We start from the raw sequence: 19026 nt of genomic DNA, 5'->3' as shown, positions 1-19026 counted from the left end.
GCTGAAGGGATCGGTCTTGAAAACCGACAGGGGTGTCAAAGCCCGCGGGGGTTCGAATCCCTCTTCCTCCGCCATATCTAATTTAATTATCATCGCGGGGTGGAGCAGTTCGGTAGCTCGTCGGGCTCATAACCCGAAGGTCGCAGGTTCAAATCCTGCCCCCGCAACCAAAAAATGGTCCGGTAGTTCAGTTGGTTAGAATGCCTGCCTGTCACGCAGGAGGTCGCGGGTTCGAGTCCCGTCCGGACCGCCATTTATAAAAAGGCTCGGTAGCTCAGTTGGTAGAGCAACGGACTGAAAATCCGTGTGTCGGCGGTTCGATTCCGTCCCGAGCCACCATTTAATTTAATATTGTTTTGGCGGTTGTGGCGAAGTGGTTAACGCACCAGATTGTGGCTCTGGCACTCGTGGGTTCGATTCCCATCAATCGCCCCAAACAACATGCGGGTGTAGTTTAGTGGTAAAACCTCAGCCTTCCAAGCTGATGTCGTGGGTTCGATTCCCATCACCCGCTCCATTTTTATATTGTCATGGGCCTGTAGCTCAGCTGGTTAGAGCGCACGCCTGATAAGCGTGAGGTCGGTGGTTCGAGTCCACTCAGGCCCACCATGATGATTTTTCCACAGTAGCTCAGTGGTAGAGCTATCGGCTGTTAACCGATCGGTCGCAGGTTCGAATCCTGCCTGTGGAGCCATACGGAGAAGTACTCAAGTGGCTGAAGAGGCGCCCCTGCTAAGGGTGTAGGTCGTGTAAGCGGCGCGAGGGTTCAAATCCCTCCTTCTCCGCCATAAGGCCCGTTGGTCAAGCGGTTAAGACACCGCCCTTTCACGGCGGTAACACGGGTTCGAATCCCGTACGGGTCATTAAAAAAACCTTGCATACTATGCAAGGTTTTTTATTATGCGTTCATAGTGTAAATGGTAAAAGACAAGTATGTGGCAAAAGCGCTCCATAATAAATAAGGAACCAGAAGCCAGGCTGAAGCTTTACTGTATTTACCGGCAATGAGCAACAGAATGAGTGTTGTCACAGCCACAAGCAGGCAATCGATAGATGCAGCAAGCAAATTTTTCTGTGTGAATTGAAAATAGCTGAATCCTTGATTCACGATATAATTGATGAGAAGCATCACCCAAAAAGCTTTGGATTCTTTACATGAAAACTTTGCGTATATCAAGGCTGCTGAGAGCGAAATAAGCGCAAACAAAACCGCCCATATGATGCCGATCACTGATCCGCTCGGCGTCCAGTCAGGTTTTTGCAGCGCGTCATACCATTCCCGGTCGATGGGAAAGAGAACCCCCGCTAAAGAAAACAAGACATATGTAATGATAAATACAATAATCGCACCGATATACTTCTTTTTCATTTGTTCCCTCCGTCATTCAATGTCAATACGTTAGTTCCCTTTTTTGGAAAGATTAAACCTTTTAAAAGGTTTATGCATCATTAAGTGTATGAGTTTTCAGTGTGAAAATGCAGCAAACCATTTATTTGTATTCAAAAACCCCGGCAGGCCGGGGTTTTAATCAGCATGAAGATCGCCAAAGGTCGTCATAATTCCTTCTTCGTCCAGTTCCTGTTCATATTTTTCGTGTGCTTTGCTTGGATACACGGAAATGTTTTTTCCAGTAATATCTGTCGCGATAAAGTTTTCATAATCCTCAGCATAGCCGATGTTTTCTTCTGAGTTCATTGTCATATCCCCATAGCTGAGCGGAGGATCTTCTAAATCCTGAGGCGTTTCTGAGTTTCCGTATTCCTCAACATCCTGATAAGCATCTTCACTATCGTAAGCCGCCCGGATTGATTCATCATCATCAAATTCAAACTGTCCGAACGGTGTTTCCTCTTCAATCGGCCTGTCTTTGGAAACGGCATCCTGCGAGGAATATTCCGCCAATGTCGTAGCCGTCGGCAGAGCTTCGAGTCTGTCATAAGGAATGTCCTTGCCGCTGACTTCACATGTGCCGTATGTGCCGTTTTCAATTTGCTTCAGAGAGTAATCAATATCGCGAAGGTGCTCTCGTTCATGGTCGAGCAGAGCCAGGTCTTTTTCCCGCTCGTATAATTCGGTCGCCTGATCGCCGGGATGATTGTCATAGGAAGACAATTCGCCGGATGACTGATACGGGAATTCATCAGCTAACTGAAATTGATCATTTTCTTTAAAGCGGCTCAAAATATCATGTCTGGCTTCTTCCAATTCTTTTTTTAAGTGTGTGATCTGTTCGTTTGTAAGCACATCAATCCCTCGTTTCTATGTGATGCTTACTGTTAGTATGAACGCTTTTGCGCAGAAAAATGGTGGATAAAAATAGTCATTTTCCCATGAGGAAGTAAAAGAATACAGTGATTGCCGAGAGTGGGGAAAGAAAATTCAAGTTTGTTTCTTTATTCATTTGCGCAAAAAGGTTTATAATAAGAAATGCAGGCATTTTGTCGTGCTCAAATCTGTGTGTTTGACACAAAGTCATCACAGGTGTATTGTATTAAAAGCATTTAACGGATTATGGAGGAATGTCTCATGGTGACAACGGTGCAGCATACGTTCCGAGAGGAAGCAGATCATGCATTACATAAAGCCAAACAAGTCAACCATGCTGTCTTATTGAGCTATTCAAGACGTATTGCGTCTTTAGACCCTCTATCATTTTTCAAAGACGGAGCAAAAAAATATAAAGGCAAACGATTTTTTTGGTCAGAACCCGGTAGCGAATTAACAATAGTCGGTCTTGGCACAGAAGCGCTGTTCCAATCGAATGAAAAAAATGGAAAGCGTTATCACGACGTTTTTGAACAATGGGAGCGCTTTAAAAAGACGGCTTTTCATATTCATGAAGAAGAAGAGGCGGCGCATACCGCGGTCGGCCCTGTCTTATTCGGCGGTTTTTCATTTAATCCCGCTGAAGAGAGAGGAGACGAATGGAACGGGTTCGAAGAAGGACTGTTCTTTATCCCCTCACTCATGCTGACAAAGACGGCAGATGGTGATTATTTAACCGTCAATCAATGGGCGGCAGACGGTAATCAGGCAGAAGATACGCTGAAACGTCTGAAATCTTTTTCGGAAGCTTTTTCAGTTTCTTCAATCGAGTATGAAGAATATCCTGTTTTAACAAAAGCGGAAGAACTTGATGTGGAAAACTGGCTTGAAGCCATTAAAACAGCAACAAATGATATGAAAGCAAATCAATATGATAAAGTCGTGCTGGCAAGGGAAGTCGTTTTGTCATATGATGGGCCTATTCCGGCGGAGAGCGTTGTCCGCAAGCTTTTGACGGACCAAACGACAAGCTATGTTTTTGCGGTTGAGCAGGGAGATAAATGCTTTGTCGGCGCTTCACCGGAACGGCTGATCAAAAAATCCGGCAAAGACGTCATGTCTACCTGCCTGGCAGGTTCTATTAAGCGCGGAGAAAGTCAACAAGAAGATGACCGTCTCGGCAAAGAGCTGCTGCATGACGAAAAAAATCTCGCGGAACATGATTTTGTGGTTCAGATGATACACGATTCTTTCTTGTCGAGCTGCAGCGATGTGAAAAAGCCTGCAGGTCCGCAATTATATAAAACAAAAAGTGTTCAGCATCTATATACACCGATCACAGGCCATCTTAAAACGTCCGCTTCCCTGTTTGATTTAATTGAAAAGCTGCATCCCACACCGGCATTGGGCGGAGCTCCCCAGCAGAAAGCTGTTGAAGTTATCGCTGATATTGAACCGATGACACGCGGATGGTACGCGGCCCCGATCGGCTGGATGGACGGCAGGGAAAACGGAGAATTTGTCGTGGCTATCCGATCAGGGCTGATTGAAGGCAAAAGTGCGCGGCTTTTCGCAGGCTGCGGCATTGTTGAAGATTCAGATCCGCAATCAGAATATGAAGAAACACAAATTAAACTAAAGCCGATGATCTCTGCTTTAGGAGGTGAAAGGCTTTGACAAACCCGATTACACATTATATCGGAAGCTTTATTGATGAATTCGCTTTATCGGGTGTCACCGACGCAGTTGTTTGCCCGGGGTCGAGGTCAACTCCCTTGGCGGTTTTGGTGGCGGCCCACCCGGATATTCAAGTCCATATACAGATTGATGAACGATCCGCAGGTTTTTTCGCACTCGGTCTTGCAAAAGCCCGCCAGCGTCCGGTCATGCTGATTTGTACGTCAGGAACGGCGGCGGCTAACTTCTATCCGGCCGTGATTGAAGCTCATTATTCAAGAGTGCCTCTTATTGTCCTGACTGCTGACCGGCCTCATGAATTGAGGGAAGTGGGGGCGCCTCAGGCGATTAACCAGCATTTTCTGTTCGGTAACTTTGTTAAGTTTTTCACAGACTCGGCTCTGCCTGAGGAAAATCCTCAAATGCTGAGCTATATCAGAACATTGGCCGGCAGAGCCGTAAGTGAAGCCGGGAAGCGCCCGATGGGGCCAGTCCATATCAATGTGCCGCTCAGAGAGCCTTTGATGCCGGATTTATCAGCCGGACCTTTTGATAGAATGAGAAAGGGGCGGCACGTCTCAGTCACAACAGGGATTCAGTCAGCTGATCAAGATTCTCTCTGTCATATTACAGAGCGTCTTGCGGGGACCGAAAGAGGTATGATCGTCTGCGGCGAAATTCACGGTGAAGCAGAAAAGCAGCAAATCATCGCGCTTGCCGAGATGCTTCAGTTCCCGATTTTGGCTGATCCGCTTTCAAACCTCCGAAACGGGGAGCATGATAAGACGCTGATTATTGATGCTTATGACTCGTTTTTAAAAGATGAAGAAATAAAAGAGGCGCTGCGTCCGGACGCTGTGATCCGCTTCGGTCCGATGCCGGTTTCCAAACCGCTCTTTTTATGGCTCAGAGATGATCCTGCCATTGAGCAGTTTATCGTCGATGAAGACGGAGGATGGAGAGATCCCACCCAGGCCGGCGCGCATATGATTCATTGCCATCCGTCGGTGTTTTTGGAAGCGGTCCGTTCAGCTGAAACCGGAAAGCGGCCGTCCGGATGGCTTGAGAAATGGCAGTTTGTCAATGAGCGTTTCCGGAGTCATTTACAGGACGCGAGCATGGATGATTTATCATTTGAAGGAAATGTATATCGTCAGCTTCAGTACCTTGTCCCTGAAGGCAGTTCGATTTTTGTCGGCAACAGCATGCCGATTCGCGACGTGGATACGTTCTTTGAAAAACAAGATCGTTCCTTCCGTGTTTATGCCAACCGCGGCGCTAACGGAATTGACGGAGTTGTCTCCTCGGCTATGGGACTGTGTGAAGGTACAAAAGCTCCTGTCACGCTTGTCATTGGAGATTTATCGTTTTACCATGATTTAAACGGGCTGTTAGCGGCTAAAAAACTTGGAATTCCGCTTACGGTTATTTTAATAAACAATGATGGCGGCGGGATTTTCTCGTTTTTGCCGCAGGCATCTGATAAGACTCATTTTGAAGAACTGTTCGGTACGCCGACGGGCCTTGATTTCCGGCATGCCGCCGCACTGTACGGCGGGACGTATACTTGCCCTGAGACATGGGAAGCATTTAAGGATGCGTATCAGCCGCAGGCGGACAAGCCCGGACTTCATATAATCGAGCTGAAAACAGATCGGACATCAAGAGTTCAATTCCATCGCGATCTGCTGCAGGCCGCAGTGCGGGAAGTGAAAAAAGAATGGAAACTGTAACAGTTAAAACGGCCGACGGCGTATGCTATCGTGCTGCTGATAGCGGACACGAATCATCTGAAACTATTGTTTGTCTGCATGGATTTACGGGCAGCAAAGAATCATGGATGTTTTTACGCGGCATGTTTCCCGGCGAACGAATGGTGATGATTGACTGCCTGGGCCACGGGGAGACAGACGCGCCTGTGCAAGCGGCAAGGTACAGTGCGAGCCGGCAGGTTGCGGACCTTGCCGCCGTTTTTGACCAATTAAAACTTCACAAAGTGAAACTTATTGGTTATTCTATGGGGGGAAGACTTGCGTATTCCTTTGCACAGGCATTTCCGCATCGGGTGTCAGCGCTTGTCTTGGAAAGTACAACTCCGGGCCTCAGCACGCTTCAGGAACGCAAAAAGCGGATTCAGTCAGACCGGAAGCTTGCTGACTTTATATTGCAGGAAGGTATAACATCGTTTGTCGATTATTGGGAGGGCATTCCGTTGTTTGCCACGCAGCTTTCTCTGCCGGACAGCATAAAGGCGTCCATCCGTGCCGGCAGGCTGAAAAATAATCCGTCCGGACTTGCAGGCAGCCTGCTCGGAATGGGGACGGGCTCACAGCCTTCCTGGTGGGAGGCATTACACCGCATCAAAGCGCCCGTTCTGCTCATATGCGGAGAATGGGATGAAAAGTTTTGCGTTATTAATCAAAAGGTGCATAACCTGCTCCCATCAAGTAAAATAGAGGTTGTCAAAAAGGCGGGGCACACGGTACATGTGGAACAGCCGCGAATTTTTGGTAAGATAGTAAGTGAGTTTTTATACGGCTTATAAAGCATAAAGAAAATAGCTTTTCGGCCGGACTCAGGCAAAAATGAAGGAGGTCATATCAATGGCTGCAGAATGGAAAAGTGAACGTCAGTACGATGAAATCCTGTACGAGACGTATAACGGTATTGCAAAAATAACAATTAACCGCCCGGAGGTACATAACGCATTTACTCCTAAGACGGTATCAGAAATGATTGACGCGTTTGCTCGTGCGCGTGATGACTCCAATATTGGTGTCATCGTTCTTGCGGGAGCGGGAGATAAAGCATTCTGTTCAGGCGGAGACCAAAAAGTCCGTGGTCACGGCGGATATGTCGGAGACGATCAGATCCCGCGTCTGAATGTGCTTGATCTTCAGCGTTTGATCCGTGTTATTCCTAAACCGGTCGTAGCGATGGTATCAGGCTATGCCATCGGCGGAGGCCATGTGCTTCATGTCGTCTGTGATTTAACGATTGCGGCCGATAACGCGATTTTCGGCCAAACCGGACCGAAAGTGGGAAGCTTTGATGCAGGTTACGGCTCAGGTTACCTGGCGCGTATCGTCGGACATAAGAAAGCCCGTGAAATCTGGTACTTGTGCCGTCAATACAACGCGCAGGAAGCGCTCGACATGGGGCTTGTCAATACAGTTGTCCCATTAGAGAAACTTGAAGAGGAAACAATTAAATGGTGTGAAGAAATGCTTGAGAAAAGCCCTACAGCCCTTCGTTTCCTTAAAGCGGCATTTAACGCTGATACAGACGGCCTCGCCGGAATTCAGCAATTTGCAGGAGATGCAACGCTTCTTTATTACACGACTGACGAAGCGAAAGAAGGCCGCGATTCCTTTAAAGAGAAACGCAGTCCCGATTTCGGTCAATTCCCTCGTTTTCCGTGATCAGATGACACTACGAAACAGCTTGAGCCGCTCTGGTCCAAGCTGTTTTCTTTTCAAAAACAGTACTTTTACCTCGGAGATGATAACATGCTGACAGAACAGCCGAATTGGCTCATTCAAAGGGCTCAGCTGACACCAGAGAGAATCGCTCTCATATTTGAAAACAAGCAGATGACATTCAGAGAATTATATCATGCTTCTAAACAAATGGCCGCGCGGCTGTCCAAATACTGCTCGCTTAAAAAAGGAGACCGGGCCGCGATTTTGCTTTCTAACAGACCAGAAATGGTTTATGCCGTTCACGCCTGTTTCTTATTAGGGGCGGAAGCTGTGCTGTTGAATACGAAGCTCTCAAAACAGGAACGGATGTTTCAGCTCAAAGATTCACAGGCTAAGCTTTTATTGACGGAGGACGGTTTTTGCCGTGAAGAATATGAATCTGCGGTCGCCGCCGCAGACGTGGACGAGCTGCAGGCTGAAGAGGCGGGAGACATTGAACCTGAAGCTCATGTAACGCTTGATGATACGGCGACTCTTATGTATACGTCAGGAACAACGGGAAGGCCGAAGGGGGTGCAGCAGACTTTCGGTAATCATTATTCCAGCGCTGTATCGTCTGCGCTGAATCTGGGGGTCACGGAGCGGGACCGCTGGCTTATTGCGCTGCCGCTGTTTCATATCAGCGGTCTGTCTGCGCTGTTTAAGTCGGTCATTTACGGCATGCCTGTCGTGCTTCATCAAAAATTTTCTGTCACTGATGTGCTGGACAGCATCAGCTCCCATCAGGTCACGATCATTTCAGCGGTGCAGACCATGCTTTCGGGCCTGCTTGCGGAAACTGAACAATGTCCTGAATCACTGCGCTGCATTTTGCTTGGCGGGGGTCCGGCACCACTGCCGCTCCTTGAAGAATGCCGCAGGAAACAATTTCCGGTATTTCAATCTTACGGCTTGACTGAAACCTGCTCACAGATTGTCACGCTTTCTCCGGAATTCAGTATGGACAAGCTCGGCTCGGCCGGTAAACCGCTGTTTTCATGCGAAATTAGAATTGAAAAAGACGGAAATCCTTGTGCGCCGTTTGAACACGGTGAAATTACGGTGAAAGGCCCGAATGTAATGAAAGGGTATTATCATCGTGACGACGCAAACCAGGCCGCTTTTCATAATGGATGGTTTAAAACGGGCGATCTTGGATATTTGGATGATGAAGGGTTTTTATACGTGCTGGACAGGCGGTCGGACCTCATTATTTCAGGCGGAGAGAACATCTACCCGGCAGAAGTGGAAGCGGCGCTGCTTGCCCATCCGGCTGTAGCGGAGGCCGGTGTTTCGGGAGCCGAAGATCCGAAGTGGGGGAAAGTGCCGCATGCTTTTCTCGTGCTGACTTCTTCTGTCAGTTCTGAGGAGCTGACCGCCTTTTGCCGTGAGCGGCTTGCAAAATATAAAATACCGGCTGCTTTTTTCGAGGTTGACGGACTCCCGCGGAACGCGTCCAATAAACTGATGAGGCATCGGCTGAATGAGCTTCGTAAAGGAGAATTGTCATGATTAAGATTGAAAAAATCACCCTTTATCATGTAAGTATGAGGCTGAAAAAACCGTTTAAAACAAGTATTGAAACGCTGCAGGATCGTAAATTTTTGATCGTGGAAGCGATCGATGAAACCGGGAGAACCGGCTGGGGGGAGGTATCGGCGTTTTCTTCTCCGTGGTATACAGAAGAAACGATTCAGACATGCGCGCATATGCTGAGAGATTTTTTCATCCCAAATGTCGTAGGCCGCGAGTTTTTCCATCCGTCAGAAGTTCCTGACAGTCTCGCGCGTTTCAAAGGAAACCGCATGGCAAAAGCGGGGCTTGAATCAGCCGTGTGGGATCTATATGCCAAGAAAAAGGGGATATCTCTCGCAGAAGCCTTAGGGGGCAAAAGAGATAAAGTGCCCGCCGGCGTGGCGGTGGGTCTGGCTTCGGCTGATGAGATGCTTCGGGAAATTGAGCAATACGTAAAAGAAGGTTATCAACGTATAAAAATAAAAATTCAGCCCGGCCATGACGTTGATCTGGTCAGATCCATCCGCAGCCGTTTTCCGAACGTACCGCTGATGGCGGATGCCAACTCGGCATATGAACTGAAAGACATCAGCAGGCTGAAAGAGTTGGATGAATTCCAGCTCATGATGATAGAACAGCCGCTTCAGGCAGATGATATTGTCGATCACCGCCACCTGCAGAAACACTTGAGAACCGCAGTATGCCTTGATGAAAGCATATGCTCATATGATGACGCGAGGCGGGCGATTGAGCTTGGGAGCTGTAAAATCATTAACATAAAACCGGCGCGTGTAGGAGGCCTGACAGAGGCTTTAAAAATACATGACTTATGCAGAGAGCATCACATGCCGGTTTGGTGCGGCGGAATGTTTGAAACCGGCATTTCGAGAGCGCAGACAGTCGCGCTTGCTTCGCTGCCGCAATTTACGATACCGGGTGATATTTCCTCATCAGACCGATACTGGGAGGAGGATATTGTCACTCCTGACATACGTATCGAAGAGGGATTCATCTCTGTTCCGGACGGCCCCGGACTGGGTGTTGAAGTCAATCAGGAAATAATGAGAAAATACGTCACCCAAATGGACGTTTTTACGACAAACAATTGATAAAAAGACATTTCAGCGAGTTGAGCTGCCTGTATGCTGCTGTTATATTGAAACTGTTCATCATCACCCCTTCCCCCGTTTGAACCGGCTGTATCAGCCGGTTTTTTTAATGGGCGAATGCGATGATTTTTTTATTCTTCAAACAGTGTCGGCTTTACATCGCAGGTGTTGCTTTCTGGCTGGGGCAAACATGTACATCTTGATAAAAAATTCTGTGCTTGTCATGAATGCGATACTGATCGTACCGTCTGCCGCCTATATTTGCCGACGAACCGCCTTTTTGTCATGCTTCTCATCCGCGCGGTTTTCTCCGGCTCAGGGGCTGATTTCAAAAAGGCTTGCGGCGCGGAAATGAAAAAGAGCTGTATAAAACAGCTCTTTTCTTTTATAAATCATGCGGTTTAAAGGTTTTGCAATCCGTTTCTTCACTTTTTTCAGCGGTTTCGCCTGTATGGCTGACCACATAAATCGCGTCGGCCGTGCATTTGTTTCCTCTGCCCCAATATGAACAGTTATTGACTTCACACAGAATTTTTTGGTCCATGCTGGCTCCCCTCCAAGATAAAAGGTACGCCATTAGTATGAGCCGCCCTGATTTTTGTTATTCCTCCTGGCGGATATAACGTCTGTCTTTCATAAAGAGCTTCCAGAAGAAATAAAACCCGGGAAACAAAATGATGAAAGCGACGATATACGTCATAAACAGCGCCCTGAAGGTTGCCGGCTCCGTAAATCCTGACATGACCGTAATATCCGGATAAATCATATAAGGAAGATGCGCCCGTCCGTATGCATAGCTTGCCAGAAAGTATTGAAGCGCAATGGCGATCATGGCGATTCTCGGTTTGCCGAGGTTGCGGCCGAAGCGCTTATTCGGCAAAAACAGAGCCACGCCGGCAATGATAAATGTGATGACAGACAGAATGAGCCATGTCTTGTCTTTCATCATCCCCGTATACAGCCAGCCGGCTTCAGAGCGTAATGTCAGCATAATGAAGAAGGCGAAAAGAAGCGACAGCGGCCCTGTTAGTAAAGAGCTCCGTCTGTAGATGCGGTACGCATGCTCCTCTTCCGCAACATTTGAAAAATCGGCCAGAAGCAGTGAAGATAAAAATAAAGTGCTTAAAATGGCAAAGCCGATAAACGCATACGCATTAAGGCTTGTAAAGACATTTGCCAAATTCAGTTGATACACTCCGCCCGTCTTCTCAATAAACCCTCCGTGTGTGACCGGAAGGACCAAAATCAGCACAGCGGGAATAATGAAGCCCGAAATTCCGGAGATATATCTCATGATTTTTCTTTCCTTCGCCGTATTGGAGAAAACGAGAAAGCCGCTGCGGATGGCTAAAAGCAGCAAAATAATACTCCCCGGGATCAATAAAACGGTTCCCAGCACGAAGGTTGCCCCTGGAAAGAAGCTGAATAGGGCGACAACGATTGCGACGATAAAGACGTTGGTCACTTCCCATGTCGGGGACAAATAACGGTTGGCGATGTTTGTCGCCTTTGTTTGTTCTTTATTTAAATAAATCATCGACCAAAAGCCGGCTCCGAAGTCCATCGTTGCCATGACCGCGTAGATAAACACGAAGCCCCATACGATTGATATCGCAATGAGAGCATCCATGGTAATGTCCATTTTAATTCAGCCCTTTCTATAGTTAGGATTCCGCCGCTTTTACATCCTCCTCAACGGGATGTTTGCGGAAATAATAAAGCAGCACATAAATGACTGCGGCTGCCAAAATGGCGTAAACGACCGTAAACAGGATGAACAGCAAACCGATTGAACCGGTTGTCGTGACGACATCAGACGTTTTCAAGAGATGGTAAATCACCCATGGCTGCCGCCCCGTACAAGCGAATATCCACCCGAATTCAATTCCGATCAGACTGAGCGGTCCTGCGGTTAAAAATAAAATCAAAAGCCAAGTCGGAAAGCTGTCTTTCTTTAAAATTTTTCTCCACACGATGCCGATGATTGAGTACAAAATGAGCAGCATTCCGATGCCGACCATTCCGTTAAACAGTGTATGGATGAATAAAGGCGGCCACTCGTCTTTCGGAAACGCGTTCAATCCTTTGACGACGGTATCAAAGCTGTTTGCAGCCAAAAAGCTTAAAGCCCACGGCACTTCTATCGCCCATTTTACTTTTTCTTCTTTTGCATCAGTAAAACCCCCGATCGCAAGCGGAGCGTGTGATCTAGTTTCAAACAGCCCTTCTGCGCCCGCAAGCTTCTCAGGCTGGTATTCGTAAAGAAGCTGGGCTGACTCGTGACCGTTTAAAGAGGCAATAATGGAGAATATCCCTCCGATCGTTAAGGCGAGCAGCAGCGCTTTTCGGTGAAAGCGGTATACCTGCTCCTGTTTTCTCGTTCTCAGCATTTTATAAGCCGCAACTGACGCAACGATAAATGCACCGGTCATGAAAGCCGTCAGTACGACATGGCCCGCGGTGGTGAAAAAGCTTGGATTAAAAAACGCTGCCCAAGGTTCGACGTCAGTGATTTTGCCGTTTAAAATTTTAAAGCCGGCCGGCGTTCCTTCAAATGCGTGAACATTTGTGATTAAGACGGCAGATGCCGCGGCGCCGATCAAAACGAAAATAACGGCAATGATGCGCATCGCCGGAGTCAGCCGGTCAGCGGCGTAGACATAAATGGACATAAACAGCGCTTCGATAAAGAAAGCATAAATTTCAATCTGAAACGGGAGTGACATCACCCTGCCGATGACCTCCATAAATCCGGGCCACAAAAGGGCAAGCTGTGTACCCGCGATCGTTCCGGTCGGTATCGCCACGCCGAGCAGAACAGCCTGCGCCTTCGTCCACCTTTTCGCCATAATGGCATAATGCGGATCTTTTGTTTTTTGATAAATCAATTCAGCCATTAAAATCATCAGAGGCAAGCCGACACCAAGCGTCGCAAAAATAATATGAAAGCCCATGGTTGTCCCGAACAGACTTCTGGCTAATACTAAATCATCCACGATCATAAACCGCCTTTCTAAATTACCGTTTTATGTAATGTGGTTATATTATTTGCTGAAGCGATTAGATTATTCTTCCGATTCCATATATGTGCAGGGTTTAGAAATCAAGGGATCAGGGCATATATGATTGACAAGCGGTTATTTAAGGTTTAAAATAAAACGTAATTATTACGATTTGATAAAGGGAGATCAGTATGAAAAAAGATATTCATCCGGATAACCATCAAGTGATTTTTCAAGATGTGAACAGCGGCTACCGCTTTTTAAGCCATTCTACGAAAAAATCAGAGGAAACGGCAGAGTGGGAAGACGGAAAGACATACCCGCTGATTAAAGTAGAGGTCAGCTCAGATACGCATCCATTTTATACAGGCCGCCAAAAATTCAACGAAAAAGGCGGGAGAGTCGAACAGTTCAACAAAAAATACAATATGGGGAAATAAGACAAGCCCAATGGGACTTGTCTTATTTATTGAGCACTTTGTCATCCGTGCGGGGAGTGACGAAATGACCCGTCTTATGTTATATTGTGAATAAAAAAGCAGAAAGGAAACACCAAGATGAGTCTTCTAAACGATATCATGCAATTTAATGAGCAGTTCACTAAAAACAAAGATTATGAAAAATACCAAACATCTAAATTCCCGGATAAAAAGATGGCGATTTTGTCCTGTATGGACACACGTCTTGTAGAATTGCTTCCGCATGCGATGAACATGCGAAACGGCGATGTGAAAATTATTAAAAGTGCCGGCGCGCTTGTCGCCCACCCGTTCGGAAGTATCATGCGCAGCCTTTTAGTGGCCGTATACGAATTAAACGCCGATGAAGTCTGCGTTATCGGCCACCATGATTGCGGCATGAGCAAAATCAACAGCGAGGATATGCTCGATAAAATTATCGACCGGGGTATTCCGAAAGAGCGGATTGACATGCTGAAGCACTCAGGAGTTGATCTTGATCAATGGCTGAAAAGCTTTGATTCAGTAGAAGCGAGTGTTACAGACAGCGTAAACGTCATTAAACACCATCCGCTATTCCCTGACAATGTGCCGGTGCACGGTCTGGTGATTGATCCTGAAACCGGTAAACTTGATCTGGTGATCGACGGCTACCAGCATATGGACTAATGTTTTTCTTTTTTGTCCGGTACGGGATCAACACCGCCCGGATGAAAAGGGTGGCACTTTAAAATCCGCTTCAGTGTCAGCCATCCGCCTTTTAATGCGCCGTGAGTCTTGACGGCTTCGATTCCGTACTGCGAACACGTCGGATAAAAGCGGCATGACGGCGGCGTCAGCGGAGAGATGAACTTCTGGTATCCGCGGATTAAAGCAATCATTATGGTTTTCATCAAAATACCACCTTTCTGATGCTAGTATAGAAAAAAAATTTCAGATTGAAAAGCTTCCGCCACAATTCTTATCGGAAAACTGTGTTATAATGGATGCATATTCTGAAAAAAAGGGAGTGCCATTATGCCTTCAGTAGAAAGTTTTGAGCTTGACCATAATGCGGTTGTGGCTCCGTATGTAAGACATTGCGGAGTGCATAAAGTCGGAACAGACGGCGTCGTGAATAAGTTTGACATTCGCTTCTGCCAGCCGAACAAACAGGCGATGAAGCCGGATACGATTCATACGCTTGAGCACTTGCTTGCGTTTACGATTCGCACACATTCTGAGAAATACGATCACTTCGACATCATAGATATCTCACCGATGGGCTGCCAGACAGGCTATTATCTTGTTGTCAGCGGCGAGCCGACAGCGGAAGAAATTGTAGACCTGCTTGACGCTACGCTGAAAGAAGCCATCGATATTACGGAGATTCCGGCGGCCAACGAAAAACAGTGCGGCCAGGCGAAACTTCATGATTTAGAAGGCGCGAAACGTCTGATGCGTTTCTGGCTGTCACAAGATAAAGAAGATTTGCTGAAAGTGTTCGGATAAAAAACAGGCCTTTTTGCTGACATGCAAAAAGGCTTTTTTACATATTTCTAAAAAATGTCACACCTTATGTGTAAGCGTTTGCTAAAATAGAAGCAAACATGAAGGAGTGATGGGATGAAACGGGCTGTATTGGCAGGTATGTGCGGTATGGTATTTCTATTATCTTCCTGCGGGGGCAATTCGGACAAAACCTCCGCGGATGAAGAGCCTAAAGCGCTTGAGGTCAAGCTTACAGGACCGGAAACGGCAGCACCGCATGAAAAAGCGGAATACAAGGCGGAGGTTTTTTACGGCGGCAAGCGTGTCACGGATGCGGATGAAGTCATGTTTGAAGTATGGAAAGAAGGAAAAAAAGGCAGCAGCAAAACAAGCAAGGCCAAGGAGGAAAAAGGGGCGTATCACCTGCGGACTGAATTTGATGAAGAGGGTGTGTATACCGTTCAATCCCACGTAACGGCAAAACAGCAGCATAATATGCCGACTGTAAAAGTGCGTGTCGGGGATGCTAAGGCTGCCGATGATTCCTCCGGCCATGAGGAACAGACGCATCATCATTAAGGATTTTTTTTATCCGTCAAGCCTTTTGATGCGTCCTCCGGCGGGTCAATCGTATGTTTTACATTATAAGCTCTTACAGTCGACCAGATGGATAAAAGCAGCACGGCGAGCACGATAAGAAAGCCGAAGCTCAGAAGAAGCAGCATGAAATCCCTCCTTTTTAACAAATCATAACATATTTTCCATCCGTAAAATCAAGGGCTAAAAATTTATGTTTTAACACACGATATATAGGGTATATCAATAGTAAACCAAAGGAGGAAGATAGGCATGTCAGAAAAACTATTGGATGCAGTCAATAAGCAAGTTGCAAACTGGACGGTCATGTATGTGAAATTACATAATTATCATTGGTACGTCAAAGGGAAGGACTTTTTCACATTGCATGAAAAGTTCGAGGAGCTGTATAACGAAACGGCTACATATATTGATGATCTGGCAGAACGTCTGCTGGCATTAAACGGCAAGCCGATCGGCACAATGACGGAATCATTGAAGACAGCGTCTGTAAAAGAAGCGGAAGGCAATGAGAGCGCAGAACAAATGGTACAGAACATTTATGATGATTTCACTGTCATTGCGGAAGAGCTGAAAAGCGGCATGGATCTCGCAGATGAGGTAGGAGACGAAACGACCGGTGATATGCTGCTTGCCATTCACCAGAATATCGAAAAACATAACTGGATGCTGAAAGCGTATTTGGGATAATCAACAAGGGAAGACCGGGGCTATAAAGCACTCGGTCTTTTATTTGGCTGCCGAAGAGAGGTGTTGTCCATTTTTCTGAAAAATCCAGTCCGTTCCATTCACTTTTCATAGAATAATGTAAGGCCGTTTCTGTGAAAGGATGTTGGATCAAGTGGGCAAAGACTTTGGCATCTTTTCGTTTTTTGCAGTGATCGTGTCGGCAGCGGGGTTTTTCTTCGGAGGTTTTCAGTATTCGTTTCTGATTTTGCTATCGGTCATGGCGATTGAGTTTATCAGTACAAGCTTAAAAGAATCTCTTTTGCAGCAGCTGAGCGCAAGAAAGCTTTTTGCGCGGCTGGTCAAAAAAATCGTGACCCTGGCATTAGTCTCAGTTTGCCATTTTTTTGACCAGCTGCTTCATACCGAAGGCGCCATCCGTAATTTGGCTATCATGTTTTATATCTTATACGAATCGGTTCAGATCGTGATTACGGCAAGCTCGCTGGGCATACCGGTTCCGCAGGTGCTCGTCGACCTATTGGATACTTTGAAAAATAAATTCAAGCGCAAACCGTAACATTTGCTTCAAAGGAGGCTATACTAGCGGGTATGATGGTTTTCCTCTGAATTTTTGATAAAGGGCTTCCGAACAAACGCAACTGTGGTATGATGTATGGAAGATATGAAGGAACGGATTAGAGGGATAAACATGTACGAGTTTAAAGACTATTATCAGAACACTGTTCAGCTCTCCTTTGAACACCAGCCTTTTTCAGACAGCCCGAAGCACGTATGGGTCATATGCCGATATGGAGATAAGTGGCTTTTGACTGAGCACGAAGACCGGGGGTTTGAATTTCCGGGCGGAAAAGTGGAGCCGATGGAATGTGCGGAGGAAGCGGCCCTGCGCGAGGTGAAAGAAGAAACCGGCGCCGCGGTAAGACATCTGAAGTACGTCGGACAGTATAAAGTTCTCGGCAGGGAAAAGGTAATCGTGAAGAATATTTATTTTGCCGATATTGAAAAGCTTGAACAACAGGCTGACTATTTTGAAACAAAGGGGCCGGTGCTGTTCAGCGAACTGCCGGAGAATCTCCCGCGAAATAAAAAATTCAGTTTCATTATGAAAGATTCGGTGCTTCCGATCAGTCTGAAAAAGCTGAAAGAGGACGGCGTATTTCAATCATAAAAACGAAGACCCGGCGTTTACGCACGGGTCTTTTTTAAATTTTTCCATTCGTCCATTTTCTTTCTAACAGTTCGACTCCCTGATACATCAATGTCGCAAAAATCGCGATGATCAGAAGGCTTAGGAACACAAGAGTGAAATTGAAGACCTGGAATCCGTAAATGATCATGTAGCCCAGACCTTTTTCGGAAACGAGAAACTCGCCGACGATGACACCGACCCAGGATAAACCGACGTTCACTTTAAGCGCGGAAATAATCGCGGGGGCGCATGCCGGCAGAATGACTTCTTTAAACATGATGCTTCTTTTCGCTCCGAAGGTTTTCATCACCTTAATATAGTTTTCATCCACTTCCTGAAAAGCCGTAAAGACGACGATTGTCGTGATAATGACACTGATGACTGCTCCCATGGCGACAATGCTTGTGAAATTCGGTCCGAGTGCCACGATGAGAATCGGTCCGAGTGCGACCTTCGGCATCGCGTTTAAAATGACGAGGTACGGGTCTAAAACCCGGGCGAGCCTGTTTGACCACCATAACAAAGCGGCGAGGCATGTGCCGAGGAGCGTGCCGAGCAAAAAGCCGAGAACGGTTTCTCCTAAGGTTACGCCGATGTGCGCCGCAAGGGATCCGTCCGCAATCTTTTCAACTAAAAGCCTGCAAACGGCGGAGGGTGAGCTGAAGATTAACGGATCGATCCAGCCCGCCCTGCTCGATATTTCCCAGCCGGCAAAAAATACGATGAAAATGGCGGCCTGATACGCACGGATCCGGAGCTTTTCTTTTTGGTGTCTTTTCTTAAACTGCTGATGAAGCTGTTCAATCGTGCCGCTGCTGTTTTTCAAGGGAATTCAGCTCCTTCCATATGGTTTGAAACAGCGGCTGAAAGGCCGGATCCTGACGCGCGTCAAACGGATCTAAAGCCGCGAGCTCCTTAGGCACGGTGAATATTTGGTGGATGGTGCCCGGCTGATTCGAAAATAAATAGATCGTATCGCTCATGGCGATGGCTTCACCGATATCGTGGGTGACGAGCACGGCGGTTTTTTGAAAATCCTTTAATGTTCTGAAGACAAGGTTTTCCAAAGAAAGCTTCGTTTGAAAGTCCAGCGCGGAAAACGGTTCATCAAGGAGCAGCAGTCCCGGGTCCGGTGCAAGAGTTCTGGCAAGTGCCGCCCGCTGCCGCATCCCGCCTGACAGCTCTTTCGGGTATTTCTTTTCAACGCCGATTAATCCGAGCTTAGGCAGAAGGCTGAGAACTTCAGCTCTTTTTTCTTCTGTTAATGTTTTTGAAATGTGTAAACCGAGCAGCACGTTTTCCTCAATTGATTTCCAAGGAAATAAATAATCCTGCTGAAGCATATAACCGATTTGGTGTTCTTTATGGTTCGGCACGCTTCCTTCAATCAGCACCCGGCCTTGCGCAGGGGTGATAAGACCGGCCAGAATGGACAGGAGTGTTGTTTTTCCGCATCCGCTCGGTCCGAGAAAGGAGATGAAATCCCCTTTTTCAATCTGAAAATGTATATCTTTCACGGCGGTTGTCTTTTCTTTCAGCGAGAAATAAGTATGTGTTACATGATCCACATGTAAAAAAGACATTCATGTTCC

The 19026-nt window shown here is 46.8% G+C and carries 22 protein-coding genes and 9 tRNA genes; 22 read left to right on the top strand and 9 right to left on the bottom strand.

The genetic code is table 11. The features are described 5' to 3' along the window. The first annotated feature begins 93 nt into the window (after positions 1-93). The 9 genes from AC1RRX_RS09690 (at position 94) to AC1RRX_RS09650 (ending at position 863) form a co-directional block, all read left to right on the top strand. Positions 94-170: transfer RNA gene (locus AC1RRX_RS09690), tRNA-Met, on the top strand. Between the two features lie 6 nt (positions 171-176). After that, positions 177-253: transfer RNA gene (locus AC1RRX_RS09685), tRNA-Asp, on the top strand. Between the two features lie 10 nt (positions 254-263). Beyond that, positions 264-339 (top strand) — tRNA-Phe (locus AC1RRX_RS09680). Positions 340-359: 20 nt separating this feature from the next. Beyond that, positions 360-435: transfer RNA gene (locus tag AC1RRX_RS09675), tRNA-His, on the top strand. 8 nt (positions 436-443) lie between these two features. Next, positions 444-517 (top strand) — tRNA-Gly (locus AC1RRX_RS09670). A gap of 15 nt (positions 518-532) precedes the next feature. Beyond that, positions 533-609: transfer RNA gene (locus tag AC1RRX_RS09665), tRNA-Ile, on the top strand. 10 nt (positions 610-619) lie between these two features. Next, positions 620-694 (top strand) — tRNA-Asn (locus AC1RRX_RS09660). 3 nt (positions 695-697) lie between these two features. Then, positions 698-788 (top strand) — tRNA-Ser (locus tag AC1RRX_RS09655). 3 nt (positions 789-791) lie between these two features. Further along, positions 792-863 (top strand) — tRNA-Glu (locus tag AC1RRX_RS09650). A 35-nt stretch (positions 864-898) separates the two neighbouring features. On the opposite strand, the gene AC1RRX_RS09645 is transcribed toward AC1RRX_RS09650, so the two are convergent. Beyond that, a complete protein-coding gene (locus AC1RRX_RS09645; protein WP_020956249.1) occupies positions 899-1369 on the bottom strand; it encodes a TspO/MBR family protein in 471 nt (156 codons plus the stop codon). A 156-nt stretch (positions 1370-1525) separates the two neighbouring features. Then, on the bottom strand, positions 1526-2245 hold the full coding sequence (locus AC1RRX_RS09640) for a TraR/DksA C4-type zinc finger protein (protein WP_015418067.1): 720 nt from the start codon (positions 2243-2245) through the stop codon (positions 1526-1528). Positions 2246-2527: 282 nt separating this feature from the next. Here AC1RRX_RS09640 and AC1RRX_RS09635 point away from each other — a divergent pair, with 282 nt between their 5' ends. From AC1RRX_RS09635 to menC, 6 genes are all read left to right on the top strand, one after another. Next, positions 2528-3943: an isochorismate synthase gene (locus AC1RRX_RS09635; RefSeq protein WP_060673707.1), complete on the top strand. Its 1416-nt coding sequence runs from the start codon at positions 2528-2530 to the stop codon at positions 3941-3943. Continuing rightward, positions 3940-5676, top strand: coding sequence for a 2-succinyl-5-enolpyruvyl-6-hydroxy-3-cyclohexene-1-carboxylic-acid synthase (menD, locus tag AC1RRX_RS09630; protein ID WP_144464244.1), 1737 nt, complete (start codon positions 3940-3942; stop codon positions 5674-5676). The genes AC1RRX_RS09635 and menD overlap by 4 nt, the downstream gene beginning before the upstream one ends. Further along, the gene (gene menH, locus AC1RRX_RS09625) at positions 5664-6488 is read left to right on the top strand and encodes a 2-succinyl-6-hydroxy-2,4-cyclohexadiene-1-carboxylate synthase (RefSeq protein WP_064107387.1); all 825 of its coding nucleotides are present in this window, start codon (positions 5664-5666) and stop codon (positions 6486-6488) included. Before menD ends, menH begins: the two co-directional genes overlap by 13 nt. A gap of 58 nt (positions 6489-6546) precedes the next feature. After that, positions 6547-7365, top strand: coding sequence for a 1,4-dihydroxy-2-naphthoyl-CoA synthase (gene menB / locus AC1RRX_RS09620; RefSeq protein ID WP_015418063.1), 819 nt, complete (start codon positions 6547-6549; stop codon positions 7363-7365). Positions 7366-7452: 87 nt separating this feature from the next. Next, on the top strand, positions 7453-8916 hold the full coding sequence (locus AC1RRX_RS09615) for an o-succinylbenzoate--CoA ligase (protein ID WP_064107386.1): 1464 nt from the start codon (positions 7453-7455) through the stop codon (positions 8914-8916). Beyond that, positions 8913-10028: an o-succinylbenzoate synthase gene (menC, locus tag AC1RRX_RS09610; protein WP_007408844.1), complete on the top strand. Its 1116-nt coding sequence runs from the start codon at positions 8913-8915 to the stop codon at positions 10026-10028. The genes AC1RRX_RS09615 and menC overlap by 4 nt, the downstream gene beginning before the upstream one ends. Before the next feature lie 385 nt (positions 10029-10413). Here the strand turns inward: menC and AC1RRX_RS09605 are convergent, their stop codons facing one another. Genes AC1RRX_RS09605 through AC1RRX_RS09595 form a run of 3 tightly spaced genes read right to left on the bottom strand, consistent with a single transcriptional unit; the run spans position 10414 to position 13024 of the window. Then, positions 10414-10572 carry a DUF1540 domain-containing protein gene (locus AC1RRX_RS09605; protein ID WP_007408842.1) on the bottom strand — a complete coding sequence of 53 codons (159 nt, stop codon included), beginning with the start codon at positions 10570-10572 and terminating at the stop codon, positions 10414-10416. A gap of 57 nt (positions 10573-10629) precedes the next feature. Further along, a complete protein-coding gene (locus AC1RRX_RS09600; RefSeq protein ID WP_007408841.1) occupies positions 10630-11670 on the bottom strand; it encodes a cytochrome d ubiquinol oxidase subunit II in 1041 nt (346 codons plus the stop codon). A gap of 22 nt (positions 11671-11692) precedes the next feature. Beyond that, positions 11693-13024 carry a cytochrome ubiquinol oxidase subunit I gene (locus tag AC1RRX_RS09595; RefSeq protein WP_003152226.1) on the bottom strand — a complete coding sequence of 444 codons (1332 nt, stop codon included), beginning with the start codon at positions 13022-13024 and terminating at the stop codon, positions 11693-11695. Between the two features lie 197 nt (positions 13025-13221). On the opposite strand from AC1RRX_RS09595, the gene AC1RRX_RS09590 reads away from it, so the two are divergent. Then, the gene (locus tag AC1RRX_RS09590) at positions 13222-13470 is read left to right on the top strand and encodes a type B 50S ribosomal protein L31 (protein ID WP_007613295.1); all 249 of its coding nucleotides are present in this window, start codon (positions 13222-13224) and stop codon (positions 13468-13470) included. Positions 13471-13587: 117 nt separating this feature from the next. Then, positions 13588-14157 (top strand): beta-class carbonic anhydrase, encoded by a 570-nt coding sequence (locus tag AC1RRX_RS09585; protein ID WP_003152233.1) that lies wholly within the window; start codon positions 13588-13590, stop codon positions 14155-14157. Here the strand turns inward: AC1RRX_RS09585 and yidD are convergent. Then, on the bottom strand, positions 14154-14381 hold the full coding sequence (gene yidD / locus AC1RRX_RS09580; RefSeq protein WP_007613292.1) for a membrane protein insertion efficiency factor YidD: 228 nt from the start codon (positions 14379-14381) through the stop codon (positions 14154-14156). The two genes, AC1RRX_RS09585 and yidD, sit on opposite strands and share 4 nt — an antisense overlap. Positions 14382-14505: 124 nt before the next feature. On the opposite strand from yidD, the gene AC1RRX_RS09575 reads away from it, so the two are divergent. Both AC1RRX_RS09575 and AC1RRX_RS09570 read left to right on the top strand, forming a co-directional pair. After that, the gene (locus tag AC1RRX_RS09575) at positions 14506-14979 is read left to right on the top strand and encodes an S-ribosylhomocysteine lyase (protein ID WP_003152237.1); all 474 of its coding nucleotides are present in this window, start codon (positions 14506-14508) and stop codon (positions 14977-14979) included. 114 nt (positions 14980-15093) lie between these two features. Continuing rightward, positions 15094-15537: a FixH family protein gene (locus AC1RRX_RS09570; RefSeq protein WP_045208569.1), complete on the top strand. Its 444-nt coding sequence runs from the start codon at positions 15094-15096 to the stop codon at positions 15535-15537. Here the strand turns inward: AC1RRX_RS09570 and ytzI are convergent. Further along, positions 15534-15683, bottom strand: coding sequence for a YtzI protein (gene ytzI / locus AC1RRX_RS09565; RefSeq protein WP_007408836.1), 150 nt, complete (start codon positions 15681-15683; stop codon positions 15534-15536). The two genes, AC1RRX_RS09570 and ytzI, sit on opposite strands and share 4 nt — an antisense overlap. Positions 15684-15807: 124 nt before the next feature. On the opposite strand from ytzI, the gene AC1RRX_RS09560 reads away from it, so the two are divergent. The 3 genes from AC1RRX_RS09560 (at position 15808) to ytkD (ending at position 17413) form a co-directional block, all read left to right on the top strand. Beyond that, entirely contained in the window at positions 15808-16245 is a 438-nt protein-coding gene (locus AC1RRX_RS09560; protein WP_007408835.1) for a Dps family protein, read from the top strand. 151 nt (positions 16246-16396) lie between these two features. Then, on the top strand, positions 16397-16801 hold the full coding sequence (locus tag AC1RRX_RS09555) for a phage holin family protein (protein WP_007408834.1): 405 nt from the start codon (positions 16397-16399) through the stop codon (positions 16799-16801). A 132-nt stretch (positions 16802-16933) separates the two neighbouring features. Further along, positions 16934-17413 (top strand): RNA deprotection pyrophosphohydrolase, encoded by a 480-nt coding sequence (gene ytkD / locus AC1RRX_RS09550; protein ID WP_007408833.1) that lies wholly within the window; start codon positions 16934-16936, stop codon positions 17411-17413. A 34-nt stretch (positions 17414-17447) separates the two neighbouring features. On the opposite strand, the gene AC1RRX_RS09545 is transcribed toward ytkD, so the two are convergent. Continuing rightward, a complete protein-coding gene (locus AC1RRX_RS09545; RefSeq protein ID WP_144464242.1) occupies positions 17448-18260 on the bottom strand; it encodes an ABC transporter permease in 813 nt (270 codons plus the stop codon). Then, on the bottom strand, positions 18235-19017 hold the full coding sequence (locus AC1RRX_RS09540; RefSeq protein ID WP_003152246.1) for an ABC transporter ATP-binding protein: 783 nt from the start codon (positions 19015-19017) through the stop codon (positions 18235-18237). Before AC1RRX_RS09540 ends, AC1RRX_RS09545 begins: the two co-directional genes overlap by 26 nt. Positions 19018-19026: the final 9 nt, after the last annotated feature.

It is taken from the genome of Bacillus sp. GW821-FHT11D08 (assembly GCF_058808515.1).
Note: the sequence above shows the minus strand (reverse complement) of the source record. Positions and strands in the feature narration are given on the sequence as shown.

Bases quoted from the DNA above. Each gene is read 5' to 3' on its own strand.
- AC1RRX_RS09635 (WP_060673707.1), top strand. From the start codon at position 2,528: ATGGTGACAACGGTGCAGCATACGTTCCGAGAGGAAGCAGATCATGCA.
- menC (WP_007408844.1), top strand. From the start codon at position 8,913: ATGATTAAGATTGAAAAAATCACCCTTTATCATGTAAGTATGAGGCTG.
- AC1RRX_RS09645 (WP_020956249.1), bottom strand. From the start codon at position 1,369: ATGAAAAAGAAGTATATCGGTGCGATTATTGTATTTATCATTACATAT.
- menH (WP_064107387.1), top strand. From the start codon at position 5,664: ATGGAAACTGTAACAGTTAAAACGGCCGACGGCGTATGCTATCGTGCT.
- yidD (WP_007613292.1), bottom strand. From the start codon at position 14,381: ATGAAAACCATAATGATTGCTTTAATCCGCGGATACCAGAAGTTCATC.
- AC1RRX_RS09540 (WP_003152246.1), bottom strand. From the start codon at position 19,017: ATGTCTTTTTTACATGTGGATCATGTAACACATACTTATTTCTCGCTG.
- AC1RRX_RS09570 (WP_045208569.1), top strand. From the start codon at position 15,094: ATGAAACGGGCTGTATTGGCAGGTATGTGCGGTATGGTATTTCTATTA.
- menB (WP_015418063.1), top strand. From the start codon at position 6,547: ATGGCTGCAGAATGGAAAAGTGAACGTCAGTACGATGAAATCCTGTAC.
- AC1RRX_RS09575 (WP_003152237.1), top strand. From the start codon at position 14,506: ATGCCTTCAGTAGAAAGTTTTGAGCTTGACCATAATGCGGTTGTGGCT.
- ytzI (WP_007408836.1), bottom strand. From the start codon at position 15,683: ATGCTGCTTCTTCTGAGCTTCGGCTTTCTTATCGTGCTCGCCGTGCTG.
- AC1RRX_RS09585 (WP_003152233.1), top strand. From the start codon at position 13,588: ATGAGTCTTCTAAACGATATCATGCAATTTAATGAGCAGTTCACTAAA.
- AC1RRX_RS09560 (WP_007408835.1), top strand. From the start codon at position 15,808: ATGTCAGAAAAACTATTGGATGCAGTCAATAAGCAAGTTGCAAACTGG.
- AC1RRX_RS09600 (WP_007408841.1), bottom strand. From the start codon at position 11,670: ATGGACATTACCATGGATGCTCTCATTGCGATATCAATCGTATGGGGC.
- AC1RRX_RS09605 (WP_007408842.1), bottom strand. From the start codon at position 10,572: ATGGACCAAAAAATTCTGTGTGAAGTCAATAACTGTTCATATTGGGGC.
- ytkD (WP_007408833.1), top strand. From the start codon at position 16,934: ATGTACGAGTTTAAAGACTATTATCAGAACACTGTTCAGCTCTCCTTT.
- AC1RRX_RS09615 (WP_064107386.1), top strand. From the start codon at position 7,453: ATGCTGACAGAACAGCCGAATTGGCTCATTCAAAGGGCTCAGCTGACA.
- AC1RRX_RS09590 (WP_007613295.1), top strand. From the start codon at position 13,222: ATGAAAAAAGATATTCATCCGGATAACCATCAAGTGATTTTTCAAGAT.